Genomic DNA, 25,643 nt, shown 5'->3' on the forward strand with positions numbered 1-25,643 from the left:
GTTATGGCCGCCAAATTGGCCGCCCTGCTCGCGCAAACGTGTCAGCGCCCGCCGGAGACGCGCAGGTTCGCGCCTGTGACGTAGGAGGCCTTGTCGGACAGAAGGTACAGCACGGCGTCGGCGACCTCGTCCGGCGAGCCGACGCGGCCATTCGGAATCATGGGCGTGATGCGCTCGACGCGGCCCGGCGGCTGGATGTCGGTGTCGATCATGCCGGGGCTGACGCCGTTGACGCGGATGCCTTCGCGCGCCACCTCGCGAGCAATGCCGACGACCATGGAATCGACCGCACCCTTGGCGGCGGCGTACCAGACGCATTCATTGGCCCCGCCGATGATCGCCGCCATCGACGAAATCATCACGATCGAGCCGCCCTGGCCGCCGTGTTTGGTCGACATGCGGCGGATCGAGGCGCGCAGCGACAGCAGCGCTCCGAAGGTGTCGACGTCGAGCGCGGCGCGGATGGTCTCCGTGTTCGCCTCATCGAGCCGCGACATCGGACCGATGATGCCGGACGAGTGTACGAAATGGGTCAGCGTGCCGAACTTGTCGGTCTCGGCGAAGACGCGCTCGATATCGGCCTCCTGCCCCATGTCGCCCTGAATGGCGACGGCGCGGGCGCCGAAGGCCTCGATGTCTTTCACCACCCCGGCCGCCGCATTGGAATTGCTGTGATAGTTCACGGCCACGTCGTAACCCGACTTGCCGGCGAGTCTCGCAATCGCCGCGCCGATGCCGCGGCTGCCGCCGGCAACAAGAAGGACGGGTCTCGACATGAGCATCTCTCCCAAACGATTTTATGTGGTTCAGTCCGCCCGGCGTAACAAACCGGCGCCCAGGAAGTAAAGCGCGATCACTGAGAGGCCGGCGACGACATAAGGCCCCGGCTCGAGATTGGCGAGAATTGCAATCAACGCCAGCGCGGCCCAGAGCGCCATCAGCGCGATATTGAGCCAGCGCAGGTGCCGCACCCGCAGCGGATGCACGAAACGGATGGGCACGAAGGTCAGCGCCGCGAGCGCGACAATGGCTGCCGCCGCGATCCACGGCGGCGGCATCAGCACGTAGAGATAGAACGCGATGACATTCCACACCGCGGGAAAACCGCGAAAATAGTTGTCGTCGGTCTTCATGTTGCGGTCGGCGAAATAGAGCGCACCGGTGACGACGATCAGCGCCGCCGCCGGCACGCCGAAGCCGTCAGGCATGAGGCCGCTCGCCGCCACGGCATAAGCCGGCACGAACACATAGGTCGTGAAATCGACAACGAAATCGAGCCCGGCGCCGTCCCAGCGCGGCAGCACGTCCTTGACGTGCAAGGCCCGCGCCAGCGGTCCATCGATGCCATCGACCACCAGCGCGAGGCCGAGGCAGGCGAACATCATTGTCCAGTGGCCACCGGTCGCCAGGATCAGGGCAACGAGCGCCAGTGCCGCGCCACTGGCCGTGAGCACATGGATCGCGAAGGCGCCGATGTGCTCGGGGCGCATTACTTCTGGTTACCCCAGTCGAGCTTGACGATCTCGGCCGAGCGGCCGGCGAGGTTCCAGTTGCGGCCGAAGCCGCGGAAGCGCGACTTGTCGGACTTGGCGACGATCACCTCCGGGCCGATCCAGTATTCGCTGTTCTGGATGGCGACGAGGCCGTCCTTGTCCTTGCCGCGCACCGGCGTCACCGCGCCGCCGCCATATTTGTCGAGGCTGACGATGCGGGTGTTGCCCTGCGTCTCGTAGCGGATCGGCACCTGATGCACGCCAAGGAACTGGCCGACCAGAATCGACAGCAGATGCGTGGTGCCGCCGACCCGGCCGGTGAAGATGCGCGTCAGCCCTTTCACCGCCTGGATCGGCGCCTTGTCATCGATGAACAAGGCCGCGGTCCAGTTGCCGCGCGCCATGATGCCCGGCAGGTCCATCATCAGGCCGAGATTAATGCCGGACAGATCGACATTGTCGAACTGGCCCTCGTCGATGCGCACGCCGGCCCAGGTCTGACAGCGCCCTTCCGTCGGCGGATGTTCGCCAAGCGACAGCACGCAGGGGCAGAACACCGTGCAATTGCACGACAGGGTCATTTCACCCTTGAGGGTCCAGGCTTCCGTCACGATATCACTCCCCAGCTTTTCTCGATTGTTAGCTCAATTCGCGGCCACCGGCCAATGCGCCATGAACGCGCTGGCGATAAAGGCCAGCCCGGCGGCGATGGCGAAAACGCCGATGGCGTGCGTGAGACGGTTGGTGATGGTCATCTTCTCGATAGTCATCAAAACACCGAGCGCCGCCATCCACACCACGTTCATGATGCCGACGGCGAACATCACCAGCATCATCGCCCAGCAGCAGCCGAAGCAGAACAGCCCCTGCTTGAGACCGAGACGGAATACGCCGCTCGGCGTCGTCTGCCAGTTGGTGAAGAAGAACGGAAACGGCGAGCGGCACTGGATGAGACAGGCGTTCTTCAGCGCCGAGAACTGATAGACGCCGGCGACAATGAACACCGCGCCGGAGAACAAGCCGCTGGCTGAGGCCATGCTTGGATTGAGCAGTGCGACTTCGGTCAGAGCGAACTGCGCCAGCGTCGCGGTGGCGGCAAAGGCGAACCACACCGCCGCATAACCCGCGGTCAGGATGAAGGGCGACACGACCTTCTCGTGCTTCTTCGCCGCTGTGTCCGCGATCTCGGCATAGGTGTAGATCATCGGCGCCGCGCTCGGCAGCATCATCGCCAAGGTCATCGCCATCCACATCAAGCCGACCAGCAGGAAGCCGGTCACGCCCCACTCGCCTTCCGGCATCAGCGAGATGCCGAAGGTTGGGCTGCACAGAACGTTCCAGGCGCGCGGCAAGAGATCAAGCAGCGACATGCCGGGCCCGAGCCAGGCCGCCGGGCCACCCATCTCGCCAATCAGCAGCCCGAGATAGAGCCAGCCCAGCCCGGTCAGCGCCACGATGCAGAGCACCGCCAGCACCTTCGGCCGGGCAAATACCGCAGCCAGGCGGGCGGCGGCGGGAGACAGATGGTCGAGGGGGTGGCGGGACAGTTCGGTCATGGGCGACTCTCAATAGCGCATTGGCGGCCCACGCGAAATCCGGGCGATACCTGATGGTCTCGGCAGGCGGGTCGTGCTACCCCGCTCCCGATCCCTGAAGGGTGCATTGATGCCGGACAAAATCGGGACAGAAAAAGCCGCGCTGCGGAACCCGGAGGCCATCGTGGTCGGCCGCGGCCCGGCGGCACTGACGGCGGCGATCGCTTTGGCCGAAGCCGGCGTGTCCACGGTCCTCGCGGGAAAACGACCACCTCGCACCGATAACCGCACCACGGCCTTGCTCGCCAGTTCCATCACCGCGCTGGAGAAGCTCGGCGTCTGGGACCTGTGCGCCGACAAGGCCGCGCCGCTCATCACCATGCGGCTGGTCGATGCCACCGGCCGGCTGTGGCGCGCGCCGGAGGTGAAGTTCGACGCCTACGAAATCGATCTCGACGCCTTCGGCTACAACATCGAGAACCCGGTCCTGATAGACGCGCTGGAACAGCGTGCCGGATCACTGTCGAACGTGCGGCTAATCGACGACGAGGTGATTGCGGTCGAACCGGCCGACGATGACGTGATCGTCGAACTCAAGAGCGGCGAGCGGCTCAGCGCGCCGCTCGTCGTCGGCGCCGACGGCCGCAACTCGATGAGCCGCACCGCGGCCGGCATCGAACTGAGCAATCGCCCCTACAAGCAGGTCGCGCTCACCGTATGCCTCACGCACACGCGGCCGCATCACGACACCTCGACCGAATTCCACACCGCCAGCGGCCCGTTCACGCTGGTGCCGCTGCCGGGCAACCGCTCCAGCCTCGTCTGGGTGCTGCGCCCGGCGGATGCCGACGCCATCGCCGAACTGAGCGACGAGGAGCTGGCGCTGGAAATCGAGGCCATGGCGCATTCGATCCTCGGCAAGATGACGGTCGAGCCCGGCCGCGCCCTGTTTCCGCTGAGTGTGCAGACGGCGCGACGCTTCGGCGCCCGGCGCATCGCGCTGGTGGGCGAAGCCGCGCATGTGGTGCCGCCGATCGGGGCGCAAGGTTTGAACCTCGGCCTGCGCGATGCCGTCACCATCGCCGAGCTGGCCGCGACCGCGAAAGATGATGGGCGCGATATCGGCGGCGCCGATGTGCTGGCCGCTTACGAGAAGGCGCGGCGCGGCGACGTCACGAGCCGCGGCATGGTCATCGACATCGCCAACCGCACCTTGCTCAGCGATTTCCTGCCGCTGCAGGGCCTGCGCGGCCTCGGCCTGTTCGCGCTCGACAAGATCGGCCCCTTGCGCCGCGCCGTGATGCGCGAAGGCATCGCCCCGCGTTTCGGAAGGCCGAGACTGATGCGGGATGAGACGGTCTAAGGATTCCGCCGAAACTGCGGATCAACGGGCACCGGCAGCGCCGGCATGTCCTTGCCGCCCAGATCGATCTTATGCGCAAACAGGCCGCGTTCGACGAAATGCGGATCGCGCAAGGCTTCTTCCAGCGGGGCGACGATGGTGACGCAGCAATCGGCCTTGGCGAAGACCGGCCGCCATTCCTCGCTGGTGCGCGCGGCGATCAGTTGGCCGACCGCTTCGGCCGTGGCCTTCGGATCGCGCCGGTCATCGACGAGCGTCGGCGCCAGTTCAATCGCCGCGCAGAATGCCTCCCAGAATTTCTGCTCCAGCGCGCCGCAGGCGACGAGCTGGCCGTCTTTCGCCGGATAAAGCCGGTAGCGCGGCGACGAGCCCACCAGCGGCAATTCGCCCGGCTTGGGAAAGCGACCGCCAGCAATACCCAAAGCCAGCGCGGTCCAGCCGAAGGTGAACATCGCATCGGTCATGGCGATGTCGATGAAGGCGCCCTCGCCGCTCTGATCGCGGGCACGTAGCGCCAGCAGAATGTTGATCACCGCCGGAAAGCTGCCGCCGGCAATGTCGGCGATCAACGCCGGCGGCGGCACCGGATTGTCCGCCGGTCCCGGCTGCAGATCGAGCAAGCCGGTCGCGCCAATGTAATTGATGTCGTGGCCCGCTTCGCTGGCGCGCGGCCCGCTCTGGCCGTAGCCGGAGATGGCGCAGTAGATGATCTTGCGATTGATGGCACGCATGTCGTCATAGCCGAGCCCGAGTCGCGCCATCACCCCAGGGCGGAATTGCTCGATGACGACGTCGGCGCGCGCAATCAGCGGCTTGAGTCTCTCACGGTCGGATTCGCTCTTGAGGTCGAGGCTCAGAACCTGCTTGCCGCGATTGAGCATGGCGTAGACCGCGCTCTCGCCATTCACCAATGGCGGAAACCGCCGCATATCCTCGCCGCCCGGCCGCTCGATCTTGATCACCTCGGCACCGGCTTCGGCCAGCATCAAAGCCGCCAGCGGCCCCGGCAGCAGCGTGGTGAAATCGAGAACCAGCAGTCCCTTTAATGGCTGCATGAGACGGTCCGCTATCTGAACAACAGCGGCGGCAGCGTACCCGATTTCACCATCCACATCACGGTCGTCAGCGTCAGCACCGACACGACGGTACCGACCAAAACAGCGGTCGAGGCCTGCTCGACCCAGGTGTCGTACTGCCGCGCGAACACGAACACATTGAGCGCCGGCGGCAGCGCCGCCATCAGCACCGCGGTATCGACCCACATCTGCTCGAATGGCCCGAACGCCGACAACAACACGAAGACGATGATCGGATGCATCACCAGCTTCACCGTGGTGAGCATCGGCATTTCCCACGGCACTTTCTTCAGCGGGCGCAGCGCCACCGTCACGCCCAATGTGAACAGCGCGCAGGGCGCCGAGGCGTTCGACAGGAACAGCATCAGCTTCTCGGCCGCGACCGGCGGCTGGAAATGAACCGCGGCCGACAGGATGCCAAGCACGCTGGCGATCACCAGCGGGTTGGTGCCGATGCGCTTGACGACTTCCAGCGCGACCGAGGCGACACTTTTCTTCTGCGGGCTGGCGATCGCCATCATGAACGGCACCAGCGAAAACAGCAGAAGCGTGTCAAAGCAGAAGATCAGCGCCACCGGCACCGCGGCGGTCGGCCCCAAAGTCGACAGTGCGAGGCCCGGCCCCATGTAGCCGATATTGCCGTAGGCGCCGGCAAGCCCCGCGATCGTTGACTGGTCGATGCGCCCCTTGGTGACGGCGATACCGATGGCGAAGGCGACCGCGAACACCCAGAACGTCGACAACGTCGTTGCCACGATGAAATCGACCTGCGCCAGTTGTTCGAGCGGCGTCTGTGCCAGGATGCGATAGAACAGCGCCGGCAGCGACACATAGACGATAAAGAAATTCATCCAGCCGAGCGCGGTATCGGGGATCTGCTTGATCTTGCCGCAGGCAAAACCGATGATGATCAGGCCGAAGAAAGGCAGCGCGAGATTGAGGACTTCGATCATGGGCTCCGGCGGCGCCCGGCTCTCGGTCCGGACATCCTCCCTGGATTCCCGACTTGGCGCGGCCTTTGCATTGCTCTAAACGGCAGCCGCCCCTTTTGAAAGGCCCGATTTGAAAGGTTCATGCCCGTGAAGCTCCCTCGTCAGTTTTTCCAGCCTTTGGCCATTGGCGCGCCAAGCCCGATGCGCGAACTGCCCGTGCGACTGGAGCGCATGATCCACTTCGTCCCGCCGCATATGGAAAAAATGCGGGCCAAGGTGCCGGATTTGGCCAAACAGGTGGACGTGGTGCTGGGCAATCTCGAAGACGCCATTCCAGTCGAGGCCAAGGAAGCCGCCCGCAAAGGCTTTATCGAGATGGGCCAATCGGTCGACTTCGGCCCGACGGGCCTGTGGACCCGCATCAACGCGCTGAATTCGCCCTGGGCGCTCGATGACGTCATCGAGATCGTCGGCGCCATCGGCAACAAGCTCGACGTCATCATGCTGCCGAAGGTCGATGGCCCATGGGACATCCATTATCTCGACCAGCTGCTGGCGCAGCTTGAAGCGCGGCACAAGATTTCAAAGCCGATCCTGATCCACGCCATTCTGGAAACCGCGCAGGGCGTCAACAATGTCGAGGCCATCGCCACCGCCTCACCGCGCATGCACGGCATGAGCCTCGGCCCGGCCGATCTGGCCGCCTCGCGCGCGATGAAGACGACCCGCGTCGGCGGCGGCCATCCCGAATACAAGGTGCTCGCGGACGCTGCCGGTGATGGCCCCCGCGCCGCCTATCAGCAGGACCTGTGGCACTACACGACCGCCAAAATGGTCGACGCCTGCGCCGCCGCCGGCATCAAACCCTTCTACGGCCCGTTCGGCGATTTCTCGGATGCGGCCGCCTGTGAGGTCCAGTTCCGCAACTCGTTCCTGCTCGGCTGCGTCGGCGCCTGGACCCTGCACCCGTCGCAGATCGCCATCGCCAAAAAAGTCTATGCGCCCGACCCGGCCGAGGTCGCCTTCGCCCGGAAGATCGTCGACGCCATGCCGGATGGCGCCGGCGCTGTCATGATCGACGGCAAGATGCAGGACGACGCCACCTGGAAGCAGGCCAAGGTCTTGATCGATCTGGCGAAACTCGTGGCCGCCAAGGACCCTGATATGGCGGCGGCCTACGGCTTTTGAAGCGCGGCCGCGCCCTCGGAACCCCAGCGTGAACGCTGCGCACGGGCGCGTCGTTTGTGCCACCAGATCACCACGCCCAGCACGGCCAGCACGGCGACAACGATGCCACTGGCCGCCACCAGAATCTGTCCGGGCAGTCCGATGACGCGGCCGCTGTGCAACGGCAGCTGCCACTGCAGGAAAACGTCACCGGCACCGCCCTCGCCCGGAATGTCGGCGCGAATTGCTTCGCCCGAGACGCTGTCTAGATAGATATGCGGGTGGCCGAGGCCCGTTTCAGGATCGCGGCCAGGCTCGGCCAGGCTGACGATATAAACTTTGTAATAGGCCAGATAAGCGACTTCGAAGGCTTTCACCGCCGCGCTGCGCGCCGCCATCGCCGCCTCAGCCTTTGCCGCGGCTTGCGTGAAATCGAAGGTGGGTGCCGGCGGCTTGAAGGTGAAACGCGAACGCCCTTGCTCGCGCGGGCTCGGCGTGACGGTTGAGACCTTGGCCAGCACCGGCCGTACCAGCTCGTCGGCAAGATTGAGCGAAACTCCGGTCACCGCCAGCATCAGCAGCAGGCACCACAGCCACAGCCCGCCGGAACGGTGCATGTCGAGCGCCATGCGCTGGCTTTTGGTACCACGGCGGATCAGGAAGGCTTGTCGCCAGCGCTCGAAGAACGGCCGGTTGCGCGGAAATGTGAGTGAAATGGCGACGAAACAGTCGATCGCCCATAGTAGCGCGATGCCGCCCATCAGCCAGTTGCCGTACCGGCCGGGCAGCATGAGGTTGTTGTGCACGATGTAGAGAAACGGCATGAGGTGCTTGCGTTCGAAGCAGCAGGCGCCGGTCTTGCGCTGTCCCAAGAAGTCACCACTCGCCGGATCGACGAAGACCTGGTTGTAATTGAGCACGAACGGCCGGCCCGTCGAGGGATCGACGCGCGGCAGCACGCCGATCGCATAAGTCGCGCCCGGCTCCGGGTGCAGCGGCAACAGGCTGACCATAATGCGCGGGTCGCTTTGCTCCACCCGCGCGACGATCTCGCCGACCGGCAACAGCGCACCGGTGCTGTGCGCCTCGAACAGTTCCGGATTGAGCCAGGCGTCGAGTTCGTCACGGAAGGCGATGGCGCTGCCGGTCAGCCCCGCCACCACCATGAACAAAGCGATGATAAGACCGACATAGCGGTGAATGGTGACGAGTAGCTTACGTCCGGGCATAACACGCACCACGCCCGCGCTACCACTTGTAACTGGCGGAAGCGGTCACGATGCGCGGACTGATGTACTGACAGCCGCCCGTCGAGGTGCAGAGTGCCTGCTCCTTGTCGAAGACGTTGCTCACATTGATGGCGAAACGCGCGCCCTTCCAGTCCAGGTGAACGGCCGCATCGAACACGGTATAGGGATCGTTGACCAGCGTATTGGCGAGATCCATGTAGCTCTTGCCGTTGTAGCGGACGCCGCCTCCAAAACCGAGACCGTCGAGCGGCCCGCTCTTGAACGTGTAGTCGGCCCACAGCGACGCCAGTCGCTCCGGCGTCACCACCGGCACCTTGCCGAGATCGGCCTTTGTGCTCTGCGTCACCTCGATCTTCATCTGCGTATAGGAGGCGATCACTTGCAGGCCTTCGACCGGCGACGTAGCGGCTTCAAACTCGATGCCCCGGGAACGGATTTCGCCAGTCTGCACGCTGTAGCTCGTGTGCGCCGGGTCGGTCGTCAGCACGTTCTGTTGGGTGATGTCGAATACGGCGAGGGTCAGGAGCGTGCGGGAACCCGGCGGCTGATACTTGATGCCGCCTTCCCATTGCTTGCCTTCGGTCGGCTTGAACGGCTCGCCTGAGAAGGACGTGCCGGTCTGCGGCATGAACGATTCCGAATAGCTGACGTACGGCGCCAGCCCGCTGGGGGCCAGATAAGTCAGGCCGAGGCGCTTGGTGAACGCCTTGTCTTCGGCGGTCGTCGTCGTGTTGGCGACGCGGTTGTTGCTTTCGAGATCCGCCCAGTCCTGACGGCCGCCAAGTGTCAGCAAAAGGTTCTGAAACTTGATCTGGTCCTGCGCATAGAGGCCAAGCTGCGACACATCCTGCTTCGTGCTCGTCCGCAGGGTCGTCGGCGCGGCGATCGACCGGAAGTACACCGGATTGGTGGAACTGAGCGAGATGCTGTTGTCGTACTTGTAAATCTCGTCGAAATTCGTCTTTTGATAATCGAGCCCGACCAGCACGTTATGATCGAGCGGACCGGTGTGCAGCTTGCCGTGAAGCTGATTATCGATCGTGACGCCATTGGTCTTGGCCACGACCCAGTTGGCGGTGCGCGCGGCCGTCGTGCCGTTGTTGACGAGATATCCGGTCATATACCGATAGTCGAGATCGATATCGCTGTAGCGGAGCTTTTGCTTCACCGTGAAGGCTTCGTTGAAGCGATGCTCGAACTCGTAACCGACGCGAAACTGTTCCTGGTCGTATTTGTTCCAGTTCGGATCGCCAAGGAATAGCGGCACGGCTTCGACGACGGTCACCGTCGCTCCGCTGGTGCGCAGACGCGACAACGGGAAGGCGTTGCCGGTCATGTCCTTCTGATATTCACTGAGAAACGTGAATTTGGTGTCGCTGGTTGGCTGCCAGGTGAAAGCCGGCGCGATATATTTGCGATCGTCCTTCACGTAGTCAGAAATATTTGCAACCTGCGCTTCGGATTCACGAAGGACGCCGGTCAGGCGGTAGAGCAGCGTCCTGTCCTTGTCGAGCGGTCCGCCGAGATCGAAGGCACCCTGATAACGGTTGTAATTGCCGGCAAGGCCGACGACTTCATAGAACGGCTTGTCGGTCGGGCGTTTGCTGATCTTGTCGATGACGCCGCCCGGCCCGGTCTGGCCATAAAGCACCGAGCTTGGACCGCGGACCACATCGATCCGTTCGAGACCGTAGGTCTCGGTGCGGGCCGACGAGAAAAGATTGGCGTCGCCGATTTCGCGCAGACCGTCGCGATAATTGCCGTTGCCCTGGGCGCTGAAGCCGCGGATCGTGAACGTGTCATAGCGCGGATCCTTGCCGCTGACATGCGTGTTGAGGCCCGGCACGTATTGCAGCGCCTCGACGACAGTCGAAACGCCACGGTCACGCATCTGGTCGGAGGTGACGACGGAAACGGACTGCGGCGTCTCGAGGATAGACGCATCGGTCTTGGTGCCGACGCCGCTGCGGCTCGCGACATAACCATCCACCGGCCCCCAGGCGGTTTCGCCGGTCACGCTGATTGTATCCAGCGTTACGCCGTCGCTGCCGGTGCTCTGGGCGTTGACCGGCCGCAGCGCCACGGTATTAGGCCCGGTGACGCTGAACGCAATGCCGGTGCCCTCGAGCAGCTTTTGCAGCGCCTGATGCGGAGTCAGCCGGCCCCGCGCACCCTTACTCTGCAGGCCGGCGACGTCGGCGGTCGTGTAGCCCAGATGCAGCCCGGACTGGCTCGCCAGCGCGCGCAACGCGGACGACAGGCTCTGCGGATCAATCTTGAAATCGAGCGTGTTGGCCTCGAGCTGTTGCGCCTGCGCCGGAACGGATACGGCCGCCGTCACGACAAGCGCGAAAGCCATGCCAAGGGCGCCCGCCGTCGCGTTCGCCAAATAATGTTCACGCCGTGTCGTGCGTTTTGTCGAGTACGTCATTGCAGCCCCTGAATCGCGGGCGGACCGTTTGTTGACGATCCACCATTGCCTACCCGCTACAGTGACGTGCGAGAGGCGTTACCGCCCAAGGGGCCGAATCAAAAAAACCTTGTTTTGAATTAGTCCAGATCGAGAGCCGCTATTGTCAGTTGATGAAAATCGCGACGTACGGCACGCGATAAACATCGAGGCCTTGAGTGGCGGCCAAAGCTTCAAGCGCACGATAAGGCGCATGAATGGAGAAGATGCCGCTCACCGGCCGCGCCCGATGCGATCCGGCATTGAGCACGATGCGTTCGGGAATGTAGCGGCCGACCTCGGCGATCGCTTGTCCGAAAGGCCGGCCGTCGAACACCAGCGAACCATTCCGCCATGCCAGCGTATCGACAGCATTGACCGGGCGGATCGTCAGCGCCCGCCGCTGGCTCGAATAGGCGGTCTGTTGATTGGCGGCGACACTCAGTCCTTCGCCTGCCGCACGGGGTGCGTCCGGCGGCGCTGGGCCAAATACGCGGACACTGCCTTCGGCGACCGTGACAGTGACGTGACCATCCCGCTCTTCGGTCGCGAAGATCGTTCCGGTCGCGTCGGTGTTGCTACCCAACGCCGCCACGCGGAAAGTGCGCGCGGCATCCGGCTTCACCTCGAACAAGGCTTCGCCGCGTCGGAGCACGATAAGCCGCAACTGATCACGGTAACGCACATCGATGGCACTGCCGGAATTCAAATGCGCCACCGAACCGTCCGGAAGATTGACGACCGCCTGTTCGCCGACCGCGGTGACATGGTCAGCCACCAGGCGTGACGGGACGATGCCGGCTAGCCAAAGCCCCGCGACGAGCGCAAGAGCGGCAAGGCCGCCGGCCGCCGTTATGGTGCGGACGGCCCAGAGCTGTGACACCGAACGTCCCCAGCGGGCCGAGGGCGCAAAATCGTCCTTGAGGACATTCAGGTCCTGCCAAAACGCCTGCTCGTGGGCGAAGGCGTCGCGATGGACGTGACTGGCGTCGAGCCACGCCTGAAGGCGGGCACGCTCCGGCGGCATCATTTCACCCGACGCTAGGCGAATAACCCAGTCGCGGGCTTCGTGACGCGCGCTCGCCTCGCCGGCGGAAATTGGGGGCTCCGTCATAAGGTCTGGACTCGCAGGCCTATGGGCTGCGGCGTCGGCAGCAGTCCTAGCTCATTGACGGTTGAAAGCGACAATCGCCTAACCTGCCGAGAGCGCATCCACGAAATGATGAGCGTATTTAAGGGGATTCGCCGGGCCTGTCGCGCAGTTCGCAGAGCCGTTCCAGCACCCGCCGGATATGGAAATTGACGGTCGTCTCGGAAACGCCGAGTTCTTCGGCAATCCGACGATGCGACTTTCCCTCAAAACGGTTCATGAAAAAGATTTGCCGGCTGCGCGCCGGGAGTTCGGAAACCGCTCGCTGCAACAAGGCGATCTGTTCGCGCCCCGCCAGCACACGTTCCGGCGTGCGTTCCTCCGCGCCATGATCGAGCAGGCTGCGGGCGCCATGGTCGAAATTCCGGCGCCGCTTTTCGCCGCGGACATGGTCAAGGGCGAGATTGATCGCCACCCGATGCACATAAGCTCCGGCGTTGCCGATCGGGCGGTCGGGCTCGATATCTGACAGGTGAAGCCATGTTTCCTGGAGGAGATCGGCCGCCGTACTGCGACACCGGACAAGACGAAAAATGGCCGCTTCAAGCTTCGGCCTGGCACTTAAGAATAGTTCTAAGATATTGATATTACTAACTCTTTCCATCCAGAAAGAGATACCATCGGTGCCTGCTTCGAACAATCACAAAGTTCGGTTCGCGGCAGTCCCCTGGCCGAAGGCGCCACGCAACTGTCACAAAGCCCGGCTTCCTCTTCGGCCGGATATGAATTATGTGGTCGGGCATGGGCAAGACCGCTACTGCCAAATTCAAGATCGGACAGGTGGTCAAACACCGCGTATTTCCATTTCGCGGCGTGATCTTCGATATCGACCCGGAGTTCAACAACACCGAGGAATGGTGGGAGGCGATCCCGACCGACGTTCGGCCGCGCAAGGATCAGCCGTTCTATCACCTGTTCGCCGAAAACGCCGAGACCGAGTACATCGCTTACGTCTCGGAACAGAACCTACTTCCAGACACGTCGGGCACGCCGATCCGGCACCCTCAGGTCGAGGAAGTGTTCGAGTACGACGACAACGGCGAATACAAACCGCTCGACAATTTGCTGAACTGACGAGCACCTTCATACCCCGCATCAAGCGAAGCGGAATGCGGGGTAAAGCTCCCGGATTTCGCTGCGCTCATCCGGGCTACAAGGTTCGCCACAACAAAAAAGGCGCGAGGTCGAAACCTCGCGCCTTTCGCGTTTGGATGTAGGCCCGAAGTCTTACGGCTTCTTGGCCGGCGCCGCGGCGGCCGGCTGCTGCGCCTCGAGCTTCTTGCGCGCTTCTTCGGCCTTCTTCTGCATCTCTTCCTGCAGCTTGCGCTGCTGCTCTTCGACCACCTTCGGATCGGTCGCCGGGCCGTCATAGGCCTTGCCGAAATCGGTGAGCGACACCGGGATGCTGAGCACCTGGCCGTTCATCAGGTAGGTCTGGACGACGAGCTGCTTGCCGGCCTTGAGCTTCTTCACCAGGTCGGGGCTGGCGGCATAGTCCGACAGACAGCCGACCTGGGTGCAGACCATATAGGGCGCGGTGCCCATGTCCTGGTTGTCCAGCACCAGATGGGTACCTTCGGCCAGACGCACGATGATCGTCATCGGAATGGTGACGCGCAGGCGCTCCTGGGCACCTTCCACCTGCAGCAGTTCGGTCATCACGACCGGCATGCCGTTCTCCATGCGGCCGTCGCGATGGACGACGCAGACCTTCTTGTTGTCGGTCTCGGCACCCTGCTGGCACAGCTTGACCCACGAGGAGTACATCAGCGGCGGCAGTTGCGGCGCGGCGGCCTGCGGTGCGGCGGGTGCCGCAGGCGCGGCCGGAGCCGGAGCGGCCGGTTTGGGCTGCTGGGCAAAACCGGGTTGCGCCAGGATGGCAGCGCCAATGAGCCCCGCACCCACGGCCACCGCCATCAGGCGAGACCGGCGCGTGGCAGAAGCGATCCGATGATCCATTGAAAAATCCGTCCTTTGTTTCCGCCCGGCTACGCATGCGGCCGGGGCGTCCCGAATTGAACCGCGCATCCGTTGTGCGGCTCTGTCGTTTCGAAATGCGGCGGGAGCGTGACCCTCGACCGCTGCCTGATAGCCGAATTCACCGCGTCAATAAAGGCGTCGGCACGGCGAAAAATACCGGGCCAAACCCGCGCCCACCCTGTGATAAAAAGCCGGCCGACACAGGAGTCGCAAGACAATTCCATCCGCGCCCGACACACGTTTCCGTAACTCCGCCGCGACCGGCCTTAACCTCTCGCGCCGTGCCGTCGTGATCGGCGGGCTGACCGCCGTGGCCGGGTTGCCATGGCGTACGGCCCATGCCGCCAGCGCAACCCATGCCATTGCCATGCACGGGGAACCTGCGTGGCCGGCCGGTTTCAAGGCGCCGACCTACGTCCATCCAGACGCGCCCAAGGGCGGCCAATTGACGCAAGGCGTGCTCGGCACCTTCGACAGCCTCAACCCTTTCATCGTCAAAGGTCTGCCCGCGGCCAACATCCGCGGCTATGTCGTCGAGAGCCTGCTCGCGCGTGGCTATGACGAGCCCTTCACGCTTTACGGACTGCTCGCCGACGGTGTCGTCACCGATGCCGGCCGCAGCTTTGTGACGTTCACCATTAATGAGAAAGCGCGCTTCGCCGACGGCCGCAAGGTCACGGCCGACGACGTCGTGTTCTCGTTTAACCTGCTGCGCGACCATGGCCGGCCGCTCTTCGGCATCTACTACGGCAAGGTTGCCAAGGTCGAAGCGCGCGACGAACGCACGGTGCATTTCGATCTGACCGGCGCCGGCGACCGAGAACTGCCGCTGATCCTCGGCCTGATGCCGGTGCTCGCCAAGCACGCCATCGATCCCGCGAAGTTCGAGGACACAACCTTCGAGCCTCCGCTCGGCAGCGGGCCGTATCGCGTGACCGCGGTGCGTCCCGGTGACAGCGTCACCTTTACCCGCAACAAAGACTATTGGGGCCGCGATCTCGGCATCAACCGCGGTTTATGGAATTTCGACACCATCAAGTTCGATTACTACCGCGACGGCAATACGCATTTCGAAGCCTTCAAACGCGGCGACTGCGACGTGCGGCTCGAGACCGATCCAGGGCGCTGGCAGACGGCGTACGATTTCCCGGCCATCCGAAACGGCACCGCGGTGCAGGAAGGACTGCAATACGGTCTGCCGAAAGGCATGGACGGGCTGGTGTTCAATACGCGACGAGCGATATTCGCGGACATCCGCGTGCGCGAAGCGCTGTTGCATTTGTTCGACTTCGAATGGATCAACCACACTTACTTCTTTGATCTCTACAAGCGCACGGCCTCCTATTTCGACGGCTGCGATCTGTCGGCGCATGGCGTACCGGCCAATGCCCGCGAGAAGGAGTTGCTGGCCCCCTTCCCCGATACTGTGCGCGCCGACATCATGGCCGGGCAATGGGCGCCGCCGGTCACCGACGGCTCGGGCCGCGACCGCCGAGCGCTTCGGCGCGCCCTCGATTTATTCGCCGATGCCGGTTACACGCTCAACGGCCAGAAGCTCGTCAACACCAGGACAGGCGCGCCTTTCGCCTTCGAGATCGTTTGCACCACACGCGATCAGGAGCGGCTTGGGTTGGCTTACAGCGCCAGCCTCAAGCGCGCCGGCATCGAGGCTCAGGTGCGCACCATCGACGCCACGCAGTTCGAGCGCCGGCGCATCGCCTTCGATTTCGACATGATGCAATACCGCTGGGATCAGTCGCTGTCGCCCGGCAACGAACAACTGTTCTACTGGGGCTCGGATGCCGCCGACCAGAACGGCAGCCGTAACTACATGGGCGTCAAGTCGAAGGCTGTCGATGCGATGATCGCCGCCATGCTGGCGGCAACCGAGCGCGACGACTTCGTCGCCGCAACCCGGGCGCTCGATCGCGTGTTGCTGTCAGGCTTCTACGTGGTGCCTTTGTATTTTCCCCCGGTTCAATGGGTGGCGCGCTGGACGCGAATCGCTCATCCATCGCAGACTTCATTGTTCGGCTATTTGCCGGAGACATGGTGGCGAACGGGCGCCTGAGGCTTCGATCCCGACACGTTGTGCCTTGAGTCTTGGTGCTGCGTTTGTGTGGCGCCTGCGGTCCCTGGCGCCTGACGGTCTGGAATTCCGATGATCTTGCGCAGCGAGACAAGCGCAAACGAAAACGATACCGGCACTGCGGGGGCAGGACGCCCCACCCTCGACGATCTGTTCCGCCGCGCGGCGGTCCACGATCCGGATGCGCTGGCGCTCGTCGATCCGCCAAACCGCTCATCCTTTACTGACGGCGTCCTGCGTCGGCTGACCTACGCGCAGACCGACCGCGCCATTTCCGCGCTCGCCGCCAAGTTATGCCGCGCCGGCCTGCAAGCCGACACCCTGGTGGCCATCCAGTTACCCAACACGGTCGAAGCCGTCATCACGCTCCTGGCGGTGTTACGCGCCGGCATGATCGCCGTGCCGCTCCCGGTGCTGTGGCGGCAGAAGGAAATCCTCGCCGCGCTGCGCCCGCTCGGCGCCAAGGCCATCGTTACGACGTCCCGCATCGGCGCCGTCAAACATGCTGAGCTTGCGGGCGAAGTCGGCGCCGAACTTTTTCCGATCCGCTTCATCTGCGGCTTCGGTGACGATCTGCCGGACGGCGTGCTGACGTTGGACGATGTCTTCGACACGCAGACCGCCTCGACCGTGCCGCGCACCTTGCGCGGCGGACAGGCTTCCGAGCACGTCGCCGTCGTGACGCTCGATGTGACGCCCTCGGGCCTCGTGCCGGTCGCCCGCAGCCACAGCGAGTTGATTGCCGGCGGCCTGTCGCTGGCGCAGGAGATCGGCGTCGGCCCGCATATGTCGCTCCTGGCGGCGATCCCGCCTTCGTCCTTTGCCGGGCTTGCCGTGACCATCGTGCCGTGGCTGTTCGGCGGCGGCTGCCTGTCGCTGCATCACGGCTTCGATGCCAAAGCCTTCGCCGAACAGATTGGCACGGGCATCAACACAGCGATTGTCCCCGGACCGGCGCTGGCCCCGCTCGCCAAGACTGGACGCTTTCAATCGCTCAAAGGTCTCGTCGCGCTGTGGCGCTCGCCCGAGCAGCTCAATATCTCGGCGGCATGGACCGGCCCGGCGCGGCTCGTCGATGTGTCATGCTTCGGCGAACTCGGCGTCATCGCGCTGCCGCGCGATGGCGACGGACTGCCGGCGGCGATGCCGCTCGGCCCGGTCGGCGCGCCGCACGACATCGAAACCGCGCGCAGCAAGAGCGGCACGCTCCTCCTGCGCGGGGCCATGGTACCGAAGGCCGCCTTCCCGCCCGGCGTCGAGCACGGTCCCGAGCCCTATCTCGCCGCCGACAAAGACGGCTTTGTCGAGACCGGCTTTACCTGCCGCGTCGACGAGGAAGCGAAAACGCTGACAGTGAGCGGACCGCCGGGCGGCATCGCCGCCATTGGCGGCTACCGCTTCACCACCCGCGACCTCGAAACCCAGGTGTCGATGGCCGACCCGGCGGCGACCATCGTTGCCCTGCCCGGCGGCCTGATGGCGCAGAAGCTCGCCGGCAGCGCGATCGACAATGCCGACGTGGCCGCAGCCATCCTCGCCCAGGGCGGCAATCCTCTGATCGCCGGCGCATTCCGCCCGCGCGGTCTCGCGGCTTAACTTATTTGTTTCCCAGTGTTTGTTTGTCGTTGACGCGGCGTTAAGGGCCGCATGGCTATGGTTTGCAATCCGTTAGGCGCGGTTCGATGTATGAGCCGCGTTTGTCGCGTAACATTTGTACGGCGTTGCGTATCATGTCGCTGCAAGGTCCTGTTCTGGTCGTCTCGGACGAACCGGCCGTTATTGTCGTCGAGGCGCTGAGCGCCGCCGGCGCTTTCCCCATCATCGAAACAAAATGGGCCGACGCGCCGACCGCTTTTGTGTCGGTCAAGCCATCGGCCATCGTCTTAGCCGAGCCGGGTGCACCCGCGAGCGAAGCCTCCGGCCGTATGCTGGCGCTCCAGGTCGCGACCGCCCATGGCGCCATCGTCCCGATCGTGGCCATGGCCGACGCCGAGCGCGACGCCGCCATCCCCACCGCGCTGACCGCCGACCTCGACGCGCCGCTCGAAACCATGATCGGGCGCCTGCAATCAGCCCTGCGCGTGCGCGCCCTGCATTCAACGGTCCTGCGCCGCATCGAGACCTTCGCCGCGCAAGGCGGCACCATGCCGGACCTGCCGGTCGGCGACCCGCTCGATGACGCGACGGTCCTGATTGCCGGTCGCGGCCCGCTCTATCCGGCGCTCAGCGTTGCCATGGGCGAGCAGGCCAAGATGGTGGGGGCGCTTAGCGTCGAGGCTGCCGCGCGCCACCTCGAAGAGCGCGACATCGACGGCATCATCATCGGCGATGGCTTCTCGCCGCGCATGATCGAGGCCTTCCTCACCATGCTCGCGCATGAAGCCCGCTTCCACGAAATCCCGGTCGCCGTGATGGGCGACATTCCGCAGGGCTACGAAGGCGGCCTGCCTAACCTCGACAGCATCATGCAGGCGCCGGAGCGTCTCGTGTCGCGCATGGTGCCGCTGATCCGGCTCCACGCACTGCAGTCCCGCCTTAAGCGCATGCTACATTCGCTCGACACCGACGGCATGTTCGACCCGCGCACCGGCCTGATGACGCCGGAGGCGTTCTGGCGCGAACTGAACAAGGCGGTCGCCGAAGCCGCGGACCGCAGCCACGCGCTGACGCTCGCCCGTTTTACCTTCGACGGCGCTCACGACCGCCGTTGTCATTTCGATGGCGCCCGGCTTGCCAGCAAGCTGATGCGCAACATCGACTTCGCCTGCAACGATGACGACGGCGCGCTGCTGGCGGCCTTCACGCAGACCGATTTGCGCAGCGGCCATGTTGTTGCCCGCCGCGTCGCCGCCGCCGTCAAGAACGTGATGCGCGCGCCGACCAATCCGAACGACCGCATTACCGCCAATGTTACGCTCGCGTCGTTCAAGAACGGCGACACGCTGCAAAGCCTGATGCAGCGCGTGATGGACAGCCCCATGGTTGCGGCCGAGTAGCGGGATCACTAGGTTAGTTCCCAACAGGGAGTGACCCATGACCCAGCCCGTCCGCATCGACGTCGTGTCCGACGTTGTCTGCCCGTGGTGCTTCATCGGCAAGAAGCGGCTCGAGCAGGCGATCGCCATGCAACCGGGCATTCCGGTCGAGGTGCACTACCGCCCCTATTTCCTGAACGACTGGATCCCGCGCGAAGGCATCTCGCGCGTCGATTATCTGACGACGAAATTCGGCGGCGTAGATCGCTACAAGGAGATCGCAGGACGCGTACAAGCCGCGGCTGCCGCCGAAGGCCTCGTCTATGACGCCGACAACATCAAAAGCCAGCCCAATACCACCGACGCCCATCGCCTGATCCGTTGGGCGGGCGGCATCGGCAAGGCAGCCGCGATGAAACAACGCTTGATGGACCTTTATTTCACCGAAGGCGCCGACCTCACCAACAAGGCGGTGCTGGTGCAGGCCGCGGCCGATGTCGGCCTCGATCCGGAGGATATCCGCGCCGCGCTCGACAGCGATCAGGATGTCGAAGCGGTGACGCAGGAAGCCGAAAGCGCCAAGGAGGCCGGCATCCATGGCGTGCCGATGTTTATTTTCGGCGGCCGCTTTGCGGTATCGGGCGCGCAATCGCCAGAGTATCTCGCCGAAGCGATCGCCCGCACCGCGCAGGCCGAAAACGGGCCAACAGATTAGTTTTTCAGAGTTCCAGTATCGGAACTCGCGCATTTGAAGGCGTTTATTGATTGGTATCCTGGCCTGATCTCGATCAACCGCATCCATTTATAGGACGGAATTAACCCGGTTATTACAGGCATCATGCTGGAGTGATGATCGGCGGCGCCTCGGTCGGTGTCGATTGAGCGGACCGGAAATGCCGAAATCAGGCATCACCATTGCTGACATCGATGAGGTACTGGCGGGCGGATTCCGCCGGTTGCGATTTCCCGCGCCGATCGAAGCCAGGTTCGAGGCCGACACCGGCGAAAGGCGCTCGCGCTTCCTGATGGTCACCGGAGCGATCACCCTCGTTTTCTTCCAGCTGTTTCTTGTGCGCGACCGCCTTCTGCTCGGCGACCTGTTCAGACAAGCGGTGATCTTCCGCGTTGGCATCATCACACCGCTGGCGCTCGGTATGCTCGCCGTATTGTGGCACAACCCGCGGCCGTGGATTCGAGAATCCATGGAAGCCGTCATGACGGTCCTTATCTGCGCCGGATTGCTGTACCTGATCATGATCAGCGACAGCCCACTGGCGGCCCATGCGCACTACTCGATTATTCTGATCCTGGTGTTTCCCAACATCGTTCAGCGCATCCGCTTCTGGTATGCGATGCCCGCCTCGGTCATCACCGTCGCGCTTTATGCCGCAGTCATTCCGCATGTCAAATATATGCCCGACGACGTCATCTTCGGTGCGGTGCTGACGCTGGCGATGACCACCATGCTCTGCCTGATCACGAACTGGAAGGCGGAGCATGACGACCGCCGCACCTATCTGATGAGCCTGCGCGAGGAGTTGCTGTCGCTGCAGCTGATGAACGTCAACCAGGAACTCAGCGCCATTTCCATGCTGGACCCGTTGACCGGTCTCGCCAACCGGCGCCGTCTCGAGCAGTTCGTCGACGCTCTCTGGTCGGCGCCGCACCTGGCGCACAGACCGGCCGTGTTCATGATGCTCGATATCGACCACTTCAAGCGCTTCAACGATCGCTATGGCCATCAGGCCGGCGACGCCTGTTTGAAGATGGTCGCTGAAGTGCTGCAGGGCGCCCTGCGCAGCGGCACTGATCTTGCTGTGCGGCTCGGCGGCGAGGAGTTTCTCGCCGTGCTCCCGGACAGCGAGATGTCCGAAGGCATCCAGGTGGCGGAACGCGTGCGCAAGGGCCTCGAGCAACGCAGCATCGCCCACATCGCGTCGCCGACTGCGGCCGTGGTGACGGTCAGCATCGGCGTCGCCATCGTGCGGCCCGACGCCAAGATAACGTTCACCGAGGCGATCGCGACCGCGGACCGCGCACTCTATTCAGCCAAGCAGCGTGGCCGGAACTGTATCTGGCCGCCAGCGGACTCGGCGCCCGGCGCGGCCGAACTTCAGATGCAAACACGCGCTTCCTAAGACACGGTGCCCGTCACGCTGCCGATTTCACGCTGCTTTGGCCTTGATCGCGATCGACGACAGCCGCCGCACGATGGCCATCGCGCCCTTGAGGCGTTCTTCTGGTCTGTCCCATTCGTCGAGGAACACCAGCCGCTGACCGTTCTTGTCGTTGCGCACCTTCACGCTCGCCGCATGGTCGCGGATGAAGATCATCAGGCCTTCCGGATTGGCGAATTCGTTGTCGCGGAACGACAGCACCGCGCCCTTCGGGCCGGCATCGAGCTTGTCGATGTTGGCCCTTCGGCAAAGGGCCTTGATCTGCACGATCTGCAGCAGATGCTCGACATCCTTCGGCAGCGAACCGAAGCGGTCCACCATCTCGGCGGCGAAACTGTCGATGTCGCGTTCCTCCTCCATGTCGGCGAGGCGGCGATAGAGTGCGAGGCGGACCGACAGGTCGGCGACATAGTCCTCCGGAATGAGGATCGGCATGCCGATGGTAATCTGCGGCGACCAGCGGTCGGCGACGATCTCGGTGATGCCGGCCTTGGCGCTGGTGACCGCCTCCTCCAACATCTGTTGGTAGAGTTCGAAACCGACTTCCTTGATGTGGCCGGATTGCTCCTCGCCGAGCAGGTTGCCGGCGCCGCGGATATCGAGGTCGTGCGAGGCCAGTTGAAAGCCCGCACCCAGAGTATCGAGCGACTGCAGCACCTTCAGGCGCCGCTCCGCCTGCGGCGTAATGGTCCGGTTCACCGGCAACGTCAGCAACGCATAGGCGCGCAGCTTGGAGCGGCCGACACGGCCGCGCAGCTGGTAAAGTTGCGCCAGCCCGAACATGTCGGCGCGATGGACGATCAGCGTATTGGCGGTGGGAATATCGAGGCCGGATTCAACGATGGTGGTCGACAGCAGCACGTCGTATTGGCCGTCGTAAAAGGCCGACATGATGTCCTCGAGCACGGTCGGCGCCATCTGGCCATGGGCGACGACGACGCGCACTTCCGGCACATGCTTGTCGAGGAAATCCTTGGCCTCGGCCAGATCCTCGATGCGCGGGCAGACATAGAAGGCCTGACCGCCGCGATATTTCTCGCGCAGCAGCGCCTCGCGCACCACCAGCGGATCGAACGGCGTCACAAAGGTACGCACCGCCAGCCGGTCGACCGGCGGCGAGGCAATGATCGACAGGTCGCGCACGCCGGTCAGCGCCAGTTGCAGGGTGCGCGGGATCGGGGTCGCCGTGAGCGTCAGCACATGAACCTCGGCGCGCAAGGACTTCAGCCGTTCCTTGTGCGACACGCCGAAATGCTGCTCCTCGTCCACCACGACAAGGCCAAGGTCCTTGAACTTGATGGCCTTGCCGAGCACGGCATGGGTGCCGATGACGATATCGACCGAGCCGTCGGCCAGCCCCTTCTTGTTGGCGGTGAGCTGCGCCGCCGGTACCAGCCGCGACAATTGCGCGACGTTTACCGGGAAGCCGCGGAAGCGCTCGGAGAAATTCTTGAAATGCTGACGCGCGAGCAAAGTTGTCGGCACCACCACCGCGACCTGCTTGCCGTTCATCACGGCGTCGAAGGCCGCACGCAGCGCGATCTCAGTCTTGCCGAACCCGACATCGCCGCAGACGAGGCGGTCCATCGGACGGCCGGAGGCAAGGTCGTTCAGCGTCGCGTCAATGGCGGTGAGTTGGTCGTCGGTTTCCTCATACGGGAAGCCGGCGGCAAATTCATCATAGGCGCCAGGCGTGACCGTGAGTTTCGGCGCTTCGCGCAATTGGCGCGCGGCGGCGATCCTGATCAGCTCGCCCGCCATCTCGAGGATGCGCTTTTTCATCCTCGCCTTGCGGGCCTGCCAGTTGCTGCTGCCGAGCCGGTCAAGCTCGACATTGGTCTGCTCTGAGCCGTAGCGCGACAACAGTTCGACGTTCACCACCGGAAGGAACAGCTTGGCGCCTTCGGCGTAGTGGATCTCGAGACAGTCCTGCGTCGCGCCGTTGACGGTGATCGGCTGCAGGCCGATGAAGCGGCCAATGCCGTGATCGACATGAACGACCAGATCACCCGTCGACAGCGAGGTCGCTTCCTGGATGAAATTGTCGGCGCGGCGCGCGGCCTTGCGGGTGCGCACCAGGCGGTCGCCGAGAATGTCCTGCTCGCTGATGACCGCGGCATCGTCGGTGACAAAGCCGGCGTCGATGCCGAGCACGGCGAGCGAAATCTCGTGCTTCGGCGCGGCGACCACCTGCTGCCAGGAACCCACGCTCTTGAGGTTGACCAGCTTATGGTCGGCAAGCACATGGGCCATGCGCTCGCGCGCGCCCTCGCTCCACAGAGCGATGACGACGCGCTTGCCATCAGCCTGCAGCGTATTGACGTGCCTGGCGACCGCCTCGAACACGTTGGCGCCGGGCTCGGTACGCTCAGTGACGAAGTTGTGGCCGGGCGTGGCGCCGATATCGATCACGTCGGCGGTGGGCGGCAGGTCGAACGGATTGAGCTTGGCCACCGCAAGCTGGCCGAGCCGTTCTTTCCACTCGACGTCAGTGAGGTAGAGTTTGTCAGCCGGCATCGGCTTGTAGGCCGGTGTCACGCCGTCCTTGAGCGCCTCGGCGCGAGCCTCGTAGTAGTCCTTGATCTGCGCAAGCCGCTGGTCGACGGCGTCGTCGGCCAGCGCCTCGAGCGCGACCGGCGTTTCGGGCAGATAATCGAACAAGGTGTCCATGCCGTCATGGAACAACGGCAGCCAGTGCTCCATGCCGGGATAACGGCGGCCTTCGGTCACTGCCTCGTACAGCAGATCGTCCGGGCCGGCGGCACCGAATTGCGACACATAGCCGGTGCGGAAACGACGGATGGTCTCGGTGATGAGCTGGAATTCGGCAACCGGCACCAGGTCGAGCTTTGACATGGGCAGTTCGCTGCGCTGGGTCTGCGGGTCGAAGGTCTTGATGCTCTCGACCGAGTCGCCGAAGTAATCGAACCGCACCGGCAGATCGAGGCCCGGCGGAAACAGATCGAGAATGCCGCCGCGCACCGCATATTCGCCCGGCTCGCGCACGGTCGAGGCGCGCTGGTAGCCGTTGAGCTCCAGCCACTCGACCACGCTTTGCATGCCGAGCACATTGCCCGGCGCGACTGACAAAGCATGGGTCGCGGTGAATTCGCGTGCCGGCACGCGCTGGGTGATGGCATTGGCGGTCGTGACCAGGATCGATGGCTTGTCGCGGCCCTTCACGCGTGCAAGGCGCGACAGGGTCGTCATGCGCTGGGCGACGATGGCCGCATTGGGCGACACGCGGTCGTACGGCAGCACGTCCCAGGCGGGAAACTCCATCACCTCGATCTCGGGGCCGAAGAACGACAGCGCGCGCGAAAGCTGCGCCATGCGCTGGCCGTCGCGGCACACGACCGCCAGCGAGATCGCCGGCGCGCCGGGCCGCGCGGCAATGGCGCGGGCAAGGTCCGCGAGCACCAGGCCTTCGGCGCCATCGGCGACCTGCGCCAGAGTCAGCGTGCGGCCTGCCTTGAGCGATTGAGCGGGAGAATGGGCCATCGAATTCCAGTCGTCTTGTCGTCAGGGTCTTAAGGGCGCTGGCCGTGAAAGGTGCGCAGCTTACGGAACAACGGCGTGTCGAGATCGGCCGGAGGCGTTTCCGAGCCATTGACCCAGGCGAACATCTGCTGGTCCGGGATGTCGAGCCAGCCTTCGACCTCAGTGAGTTCGGTCTCGCTAAGGTTCATCAGCTCGGCATCGGCGAAGCCGCCCATGACCAGGTCCATCTCCCGGATGCCGCGGTGCCAGAGCCGGAACTTCAGCTTGCGAAGCCTGAGGTCCAACCCTTCGCTCGAGATTTCGGTGCCACTCAAGGGAGTTCTCCAACGCCAAAAACCCGGACGGTGCCGGGCGCGGGGTTATATAGGACGCATGACGGCCAAAGTCACCGTCATGCCCGCACTTGTTGCGGGCATCCACGTCTTTGATGCCGTGAAGAAGACGTGGATGCCCGGGGCATAGGCGTCGCGCAAGCGACGCCGTCCTTTCGGACGGCTATGCCCGGC

21 protein-coding genes are annotated in these 25,643 nt (G+C 64.0%); 8 read left to right on the forward strand and 13 right to left on the reverse strand.

What is annotated here, in order from left to right; genetic code table 11:
* Nucleotides 1-41 precede the first annotated feature (41 nt).
* From E8Q40_RS12175 to E8Q40_RS12190, 4 genes are all read right to left on the reverse strand, one after another.
* A complete protein-coding gene (locus tag E8Q40_RS12175; RefSeq protein ID WP_370455182.1) occupies nucleotides 42-776 on the reverse strand; it encodes an SDR family oxidoreductase in 735 nt (244 codons plus the stop codon).
* A gap of 30 nt (nucleotides 777-806) precedes the next feature.
* Nucleotides 807-1,490, reverse strand: a complete 684-nt coding sequence (locus E8Q40_RS12180) for a phosphatidylcholine/phosphatidylserine synthase (protein WP_137044816.1) — start codon at nucleotides 1,488-1,490, stop codon at nucleotides 807-809.
* Complete coding sequence (locus E8Q40_RS12185) at nucleotides 1,490-2,074, reverse strand: DUF1326 domain-containing protein (protein ID WP_137046689.1); 585 nt, start codon at nucleotides 2,072-2,074, stop codon at nucleotides 1,490-1,492. The genes E8Q40_RS12180 and E8Q40_RS12185 overlap by 1 nt, the downstream gene beginning before the upstream one ends.
* 63 nt (nucleotides 2,075-2,137) lie before the next feature.
* Complete coding sequence (locus E8Q40_RS12190; RefSeq protein ID WP_137044817.1) at nucleotides 2,138-3,049, reverse strand: DUF2182 domain-containing protein; 912 nt, start codon at nucleotides 3,047-3,049, stop codon at nucleotides 2,138-2,140.
* A 109-nt stretch (nucleotides 3,050-3,158) separates the two neighbouring features.
* On the opposite strand from E8Q40_RS12190, the gene E8Q40_RS12195 reads away from it, so the two are divergent.
* Nucleotides 3,159-4,391, forward strand: coding sequence for a UbiH/UbiF family hydroxylase (locus E8Q40_RS12195; RefSeq protein WP_137044818.1), 1,233 nt, complete (start codon nucleotides 3,159-3,161; stop codon nucleotides 4,389-4,391).
* On the opposite strand, the gene E8Q40_RS12200 is transcribed toward E8Q40_RS12195, so the two are convergent.
* Nucleotides 4,388-5,446, reverse strand: a complete 1,059-nt coding sequence (locus E8Q40_RS12200; RefSeq protein ID WP_137044819.1) for a CaiB/BaiF CoA-transferase family protein — start codon at nucleotides 5,444-5,446, stop codon at nucleotides 4,388-4,390. The genes E8Q40_RS12195 and E8Q40_RS12200 overlap by 4 nt on opposite strands.
* Nucleotides 5,447-5,457: 11 nt before the next feature.
* Nucleotides 5,458-6,420, reverse strand: coding sequence for an AEC family transporter (locus tag E8Q40_RS12205; RefSeq protein ID WP_137044820.1), 963 nt, complete (start codon nucleotides 6,418-6,420; stop codon nucleotides 5,458-5,460).
* 126 nt (nucleotides 6,421-6,546) lie between these two features.
* Here E8Q40_RS12205 and E8Q40_RS12210 point away from each other — a divergent pair, with 126 nt between their 5' ends.
* A complete protein-coding gene (locus tag E8Q40_RS12210) occupies nucleotides 6,547-7,587 on the forward strand; it encodes a CoA ester lyase (RefSeq protein ID WP_137046690.1) in 1,041 nt (346 codons plus the stop codon).
* On the opposite strand, the gene E8Q40_RS12215 is transcribed toward E8Q40_RS12210, so the two are convergent.
* The 4 genes from E8Q40_RS12215 to E8Q40_RS12230 form a co-directional block, all read right to left on the reverse strand.
* Nucleotides 7,575-8,795, reverse strand: a complete 1,221-nt coding sequence (locus E8Q40_RS12215; protein WP_137044821.1) for a PepSY domain-containing protein — start codon at nucleotides 8,793-8,795, stop codon at nucleotides 7,575-7,577. The genes E8Q40_RS12210 and E8Q40_RS12215 overlap by 13 nt on opposite strands.
* 19 nt (nucleotides 8,796-8,814) lie before the next feature.
* Entirely contained in the window at nucleotides 8,815-11,175 is a 2,361-nt protein-coding gene (locus E8Q40_RS12220; RefSeq protein ID WP_137044822.1) for a TonB-dependent siderophore receptor, read from the reverse strand.
* 217 nt (nucleotides 11,176-11,392) lie between these two features.
* Nucleotides 11,393-12,379 carry a FecR domain-containing protein gene (locus E8Q40_RS12225; RefSeq protein WP_137044823.1) on the reverse strand — a complete coding sequence of 329 codons (987 nt, stop codon included), beginning with the start codon at nucleotides 12,377-12,379 and terminating at the stop codon, nucleotides 11,393-11,395.
* 118 nt (nucleotides 12,380-12,497) lie between these two features.
* Complete coding sequence (locus E8Q40_RS12230) at nucleotides 12,498-13,055, reverse strand: RNA polymerase sigma factor (protein ID WP_137044824.1); 558 nt, start codon at nucleotides 13,053-13,055, stop codon at nucleotides 12,498-12,500.
* 101 nt (nucleotides 13,056-13,156) lie between these two features.
* Between E8Q40_RS12230 and hspQ the strand changes: the two genes are divergently transcribed.
* A complete protein-coding gene (gene hspQ, locus E8Q40_RS12235; RefSeq protein ID WP_137044825.1) occupies nucleotides 13,157-13,489 on the forward strand; it encodes a heat shock protein HspQ in 333 nt (110 codons plus the stop codon).
* Between the two features lie 153 nt (nucleotides 13,490-13,642).
* On the opposite strand, the gene E8Q40_RS12240 is transcribed toward hspQ, so the two are convergent.
* On the reverse strand, nucleotides 13,643-14,374 hold the full coding sequence (locus E8Q40_RS12240) for an invasion associated locus B family protein (RefSeq protein WP_137044826.1): 732 nt from the start codon (nucleotides 14,372-14,374) through the stop codon (nucleotides 13,643-13,645).
* Between the two features lie 310 nt (nucleotides 14,375-14,684).
* On the opposite strand from E8Q40_RS12240, the gene E8Q40_RS12245 reads away from it, so the two are divergent.
* The 5 genes from E8Q40_RS12245 to E8Q40_RS12265 all read left to right on the forward strand — a co-directional run bounded on the left by E8Q40_RS12245 (nucleotide 14,685) and on the right by E8Q40_RS12265 (nucleotide 21,597).
* Complete coding sequence (locus E8Q40_RS12245) at nucleotides 14,685-16,466, forward strand: extracellular solute-binding protein (RefSeq protein WP_370455183.1); 1,782 nt, start codon at nucleotides 14,685-14,687, stop codon at nucleotides 16,464-16,466.
* 90 nt (nucleotides 16,467-16,556) lie between these two features.
* Nucleotides 16,557-18,080: a class I adenylate-forming enzyme family protein gene (locus E8Q40_RS12250; protein ID WP_137044828.1), complete on the forward strand. Its 1,524-nt coding sequence runs from the start codon at nucleotides 16,557-16,559 to the stop codon at nucleotides 18,078-18,080.
* 101 nt (nucleotides 18,081-18,181) lie between these two features.
* A complete protein-coding gene (locus E8Q40_RS12255; RefSeq protein WP_137044829.1) occupies nucleotides 18,182-19,480 on the forward strand; it encodes a GGDEF domain-containing protein in 1,299 nt (432 codons plus the stop codon).
* Nucleotides 19,481-19,517: 37 nt separating this feature from the next.
* Complete coding sequence (locus E8Q40_RS12260) at nucleotides 19,518-20,174, forward strand: DsbA family protein (protein ID WP_137044830.1); 657 nt, start codon at nucleotides 19,518-19,520, stop codon at nucleotides 20,172-20,174.
* 178 nt (nucleotides 20,175-20,352) lie between these two features.
* Nucleotides 20,353-21,597 (forward strand): diguanylate cyclase, encoded by a 1,245-nt coding sequence (locus tag E8Q40_RS12265; RefSeq protein WP_137044831.1) that lies wholly within the window; start codon nucleotides 20,353-20,355, stop codon nucleotides 21,595-21,597.
* 27 nt (nucleotides 21,598-21,624) lie between these two features.
* Here E8Q40_RS12265 and mfd read toward each other — a convergent pair whose 3' ends face one another.
* Both mfd and E8Q40_RS12275 read right to left on the reverse strand, forming a co-directional pair.
* Entirely contained in the window at nucleotides 21,625-25,137 is a 3,513-nt protein-coding gene (gene mfd / locus E8Q40_RS12270) for a transcription-repair coupling factor (protein WP_137044832.1), read from the reverse strand.
* A 29-nt stretch (nucleotides 25,138-25,166) separates the two neighbouring features.
* Entirely contained in the window at nucleotides 25,167-25,451 is a 285-nt protein-coding gene (locus E8Q40_RS12275; RefSeq protein ID WP_137044833.1) for a succinate dehydrogenase assembly factor 2, read from the reverse strand.
* Nucleotides 25,452-25,643 lie beyond the last annotated feature (192 nt).

Source organism: Pseudolabrys sp. FHR47 (assembly GCF_005153485.1).
Lineage (GTDB): Bacteria > Pseudomonadota > Alphaproteobacteria > Rhizobiales > Xanthobacteraceae > Pseudolabrys.

Bases quoted from the DNA above. Each gene is read 5' to 3' on its own strand.
- mfd (WP_137044832.1), bottom strand. From the start codon at position 25,137: ATGGCCCATTCTCCCGCTCAATCGCTCAAGGCAGGCCGCACGCTGACT.
- E8Q40_RS12180 (WP_137044816.1), bottom strand. From the start codon at position 1,490: ATGCGCCCCGAGCACATCGGCGCCTTCGCGATCCATGTGCTCACGGCC.
- E8Q40_RS12190 (WP_137044817.1), bottom strand. From the start codon at position 3,049: ATGACCGAACTGTCCCGCCACCCCCTCGACCATCTGTCTCCCGCCGCC.
- hspQ (WP_137044825.1), top strand. From the start codon at position 13,157: ATGGGCAAGACCGCTACTGCCAAATTCAAGATCGGACAGGTGGTCAAA.
- E8Q40_RS12240 (WP_137044826.1), bottom strand. From the start codon at position 14,374: ATGGATCATCGGATCGCTTCTGCCACGCGCCGGTCTCGCCTGATGGCG.
- E8Q40_RS12205 (WP_137044820.1), bottom strand. From the start codon at position 6,420: ATGATCGAAGTCCTCAATCTCGCGCTGCCTTTCTTCGGCCTGATCATC.
- E8Q40_RS12200 (WP_137044819.1), bottom strand. From the start codon at position 5,446: ATGCAGCCATTAAAGGGACTGCTGGTTCTCGATTTCACCACGCTGCTG.
- E8Q40_RS12260 (WP_137044830.1), top strand. From the start codon at position 19,518: ATGACCCAGCCCGTCCGCATCGACGTCGTGTCCGACGTTGTCTGCCCG.
- E8Q40_RS12220 (WP_137044822.1), bottom strand. From the start codon at position 11,175: ATGGCTTTCGCGCTTGTCGTGACGGCGGCCGTATCCGTTCCGGCGCAG.
- E8Q40_RS12215 (WP_137044821.1), bottom strand. From the start codon at position 8,795: ATGCCCGGACGTAAGCTACTCGTCACCATTCACCGCTATGTCGGTCTT.
- E8Q40_RS12195 (WP_137044818.1), top strand. From the start codon at position 3,159: ATGCCGGACAAAATCGGGACAGAAAAAGCCGCGCTGCGGAACCCGGAG.
- E8Q40_RS12175 (WP_370455182.1), bottom strand. From the start codon at position 776: ATGTCGAGACCCGTCCTTCTTGTTGCCGGCGGCAGCCGCGGCATCGGC.
- E8Q40_RS12185 (WP_137046689.1), bottom strand. From the start codon at position 2,074: ATGACCCTGTCGTGCAATTGCACGGTGTTCTGCCCCTGCGTGCTGTCG.
- E8Q40_RS12250 (WP_137044828.1), top strand. From the start codon at position 16,557: ATGATCTTGCGCAGCGAGACAAGCGCAAACGAAAACGATACCGGCACT.
- E8Q40_RS12225 (WP_137044823.1), bottom strand. From the start codon at position 12,379: ATGACGGAGCCCCCAATTTCCGCCGGCGAGGCGAGCGCGCGTCACGAA.
- E8Q40_RS12265 (WP_137044831.1), top strand. From the start codon at position 20,353: ATGCCGAAATCAGGCATCACCATTGCTGACATCGATGAGGTACTGGCG.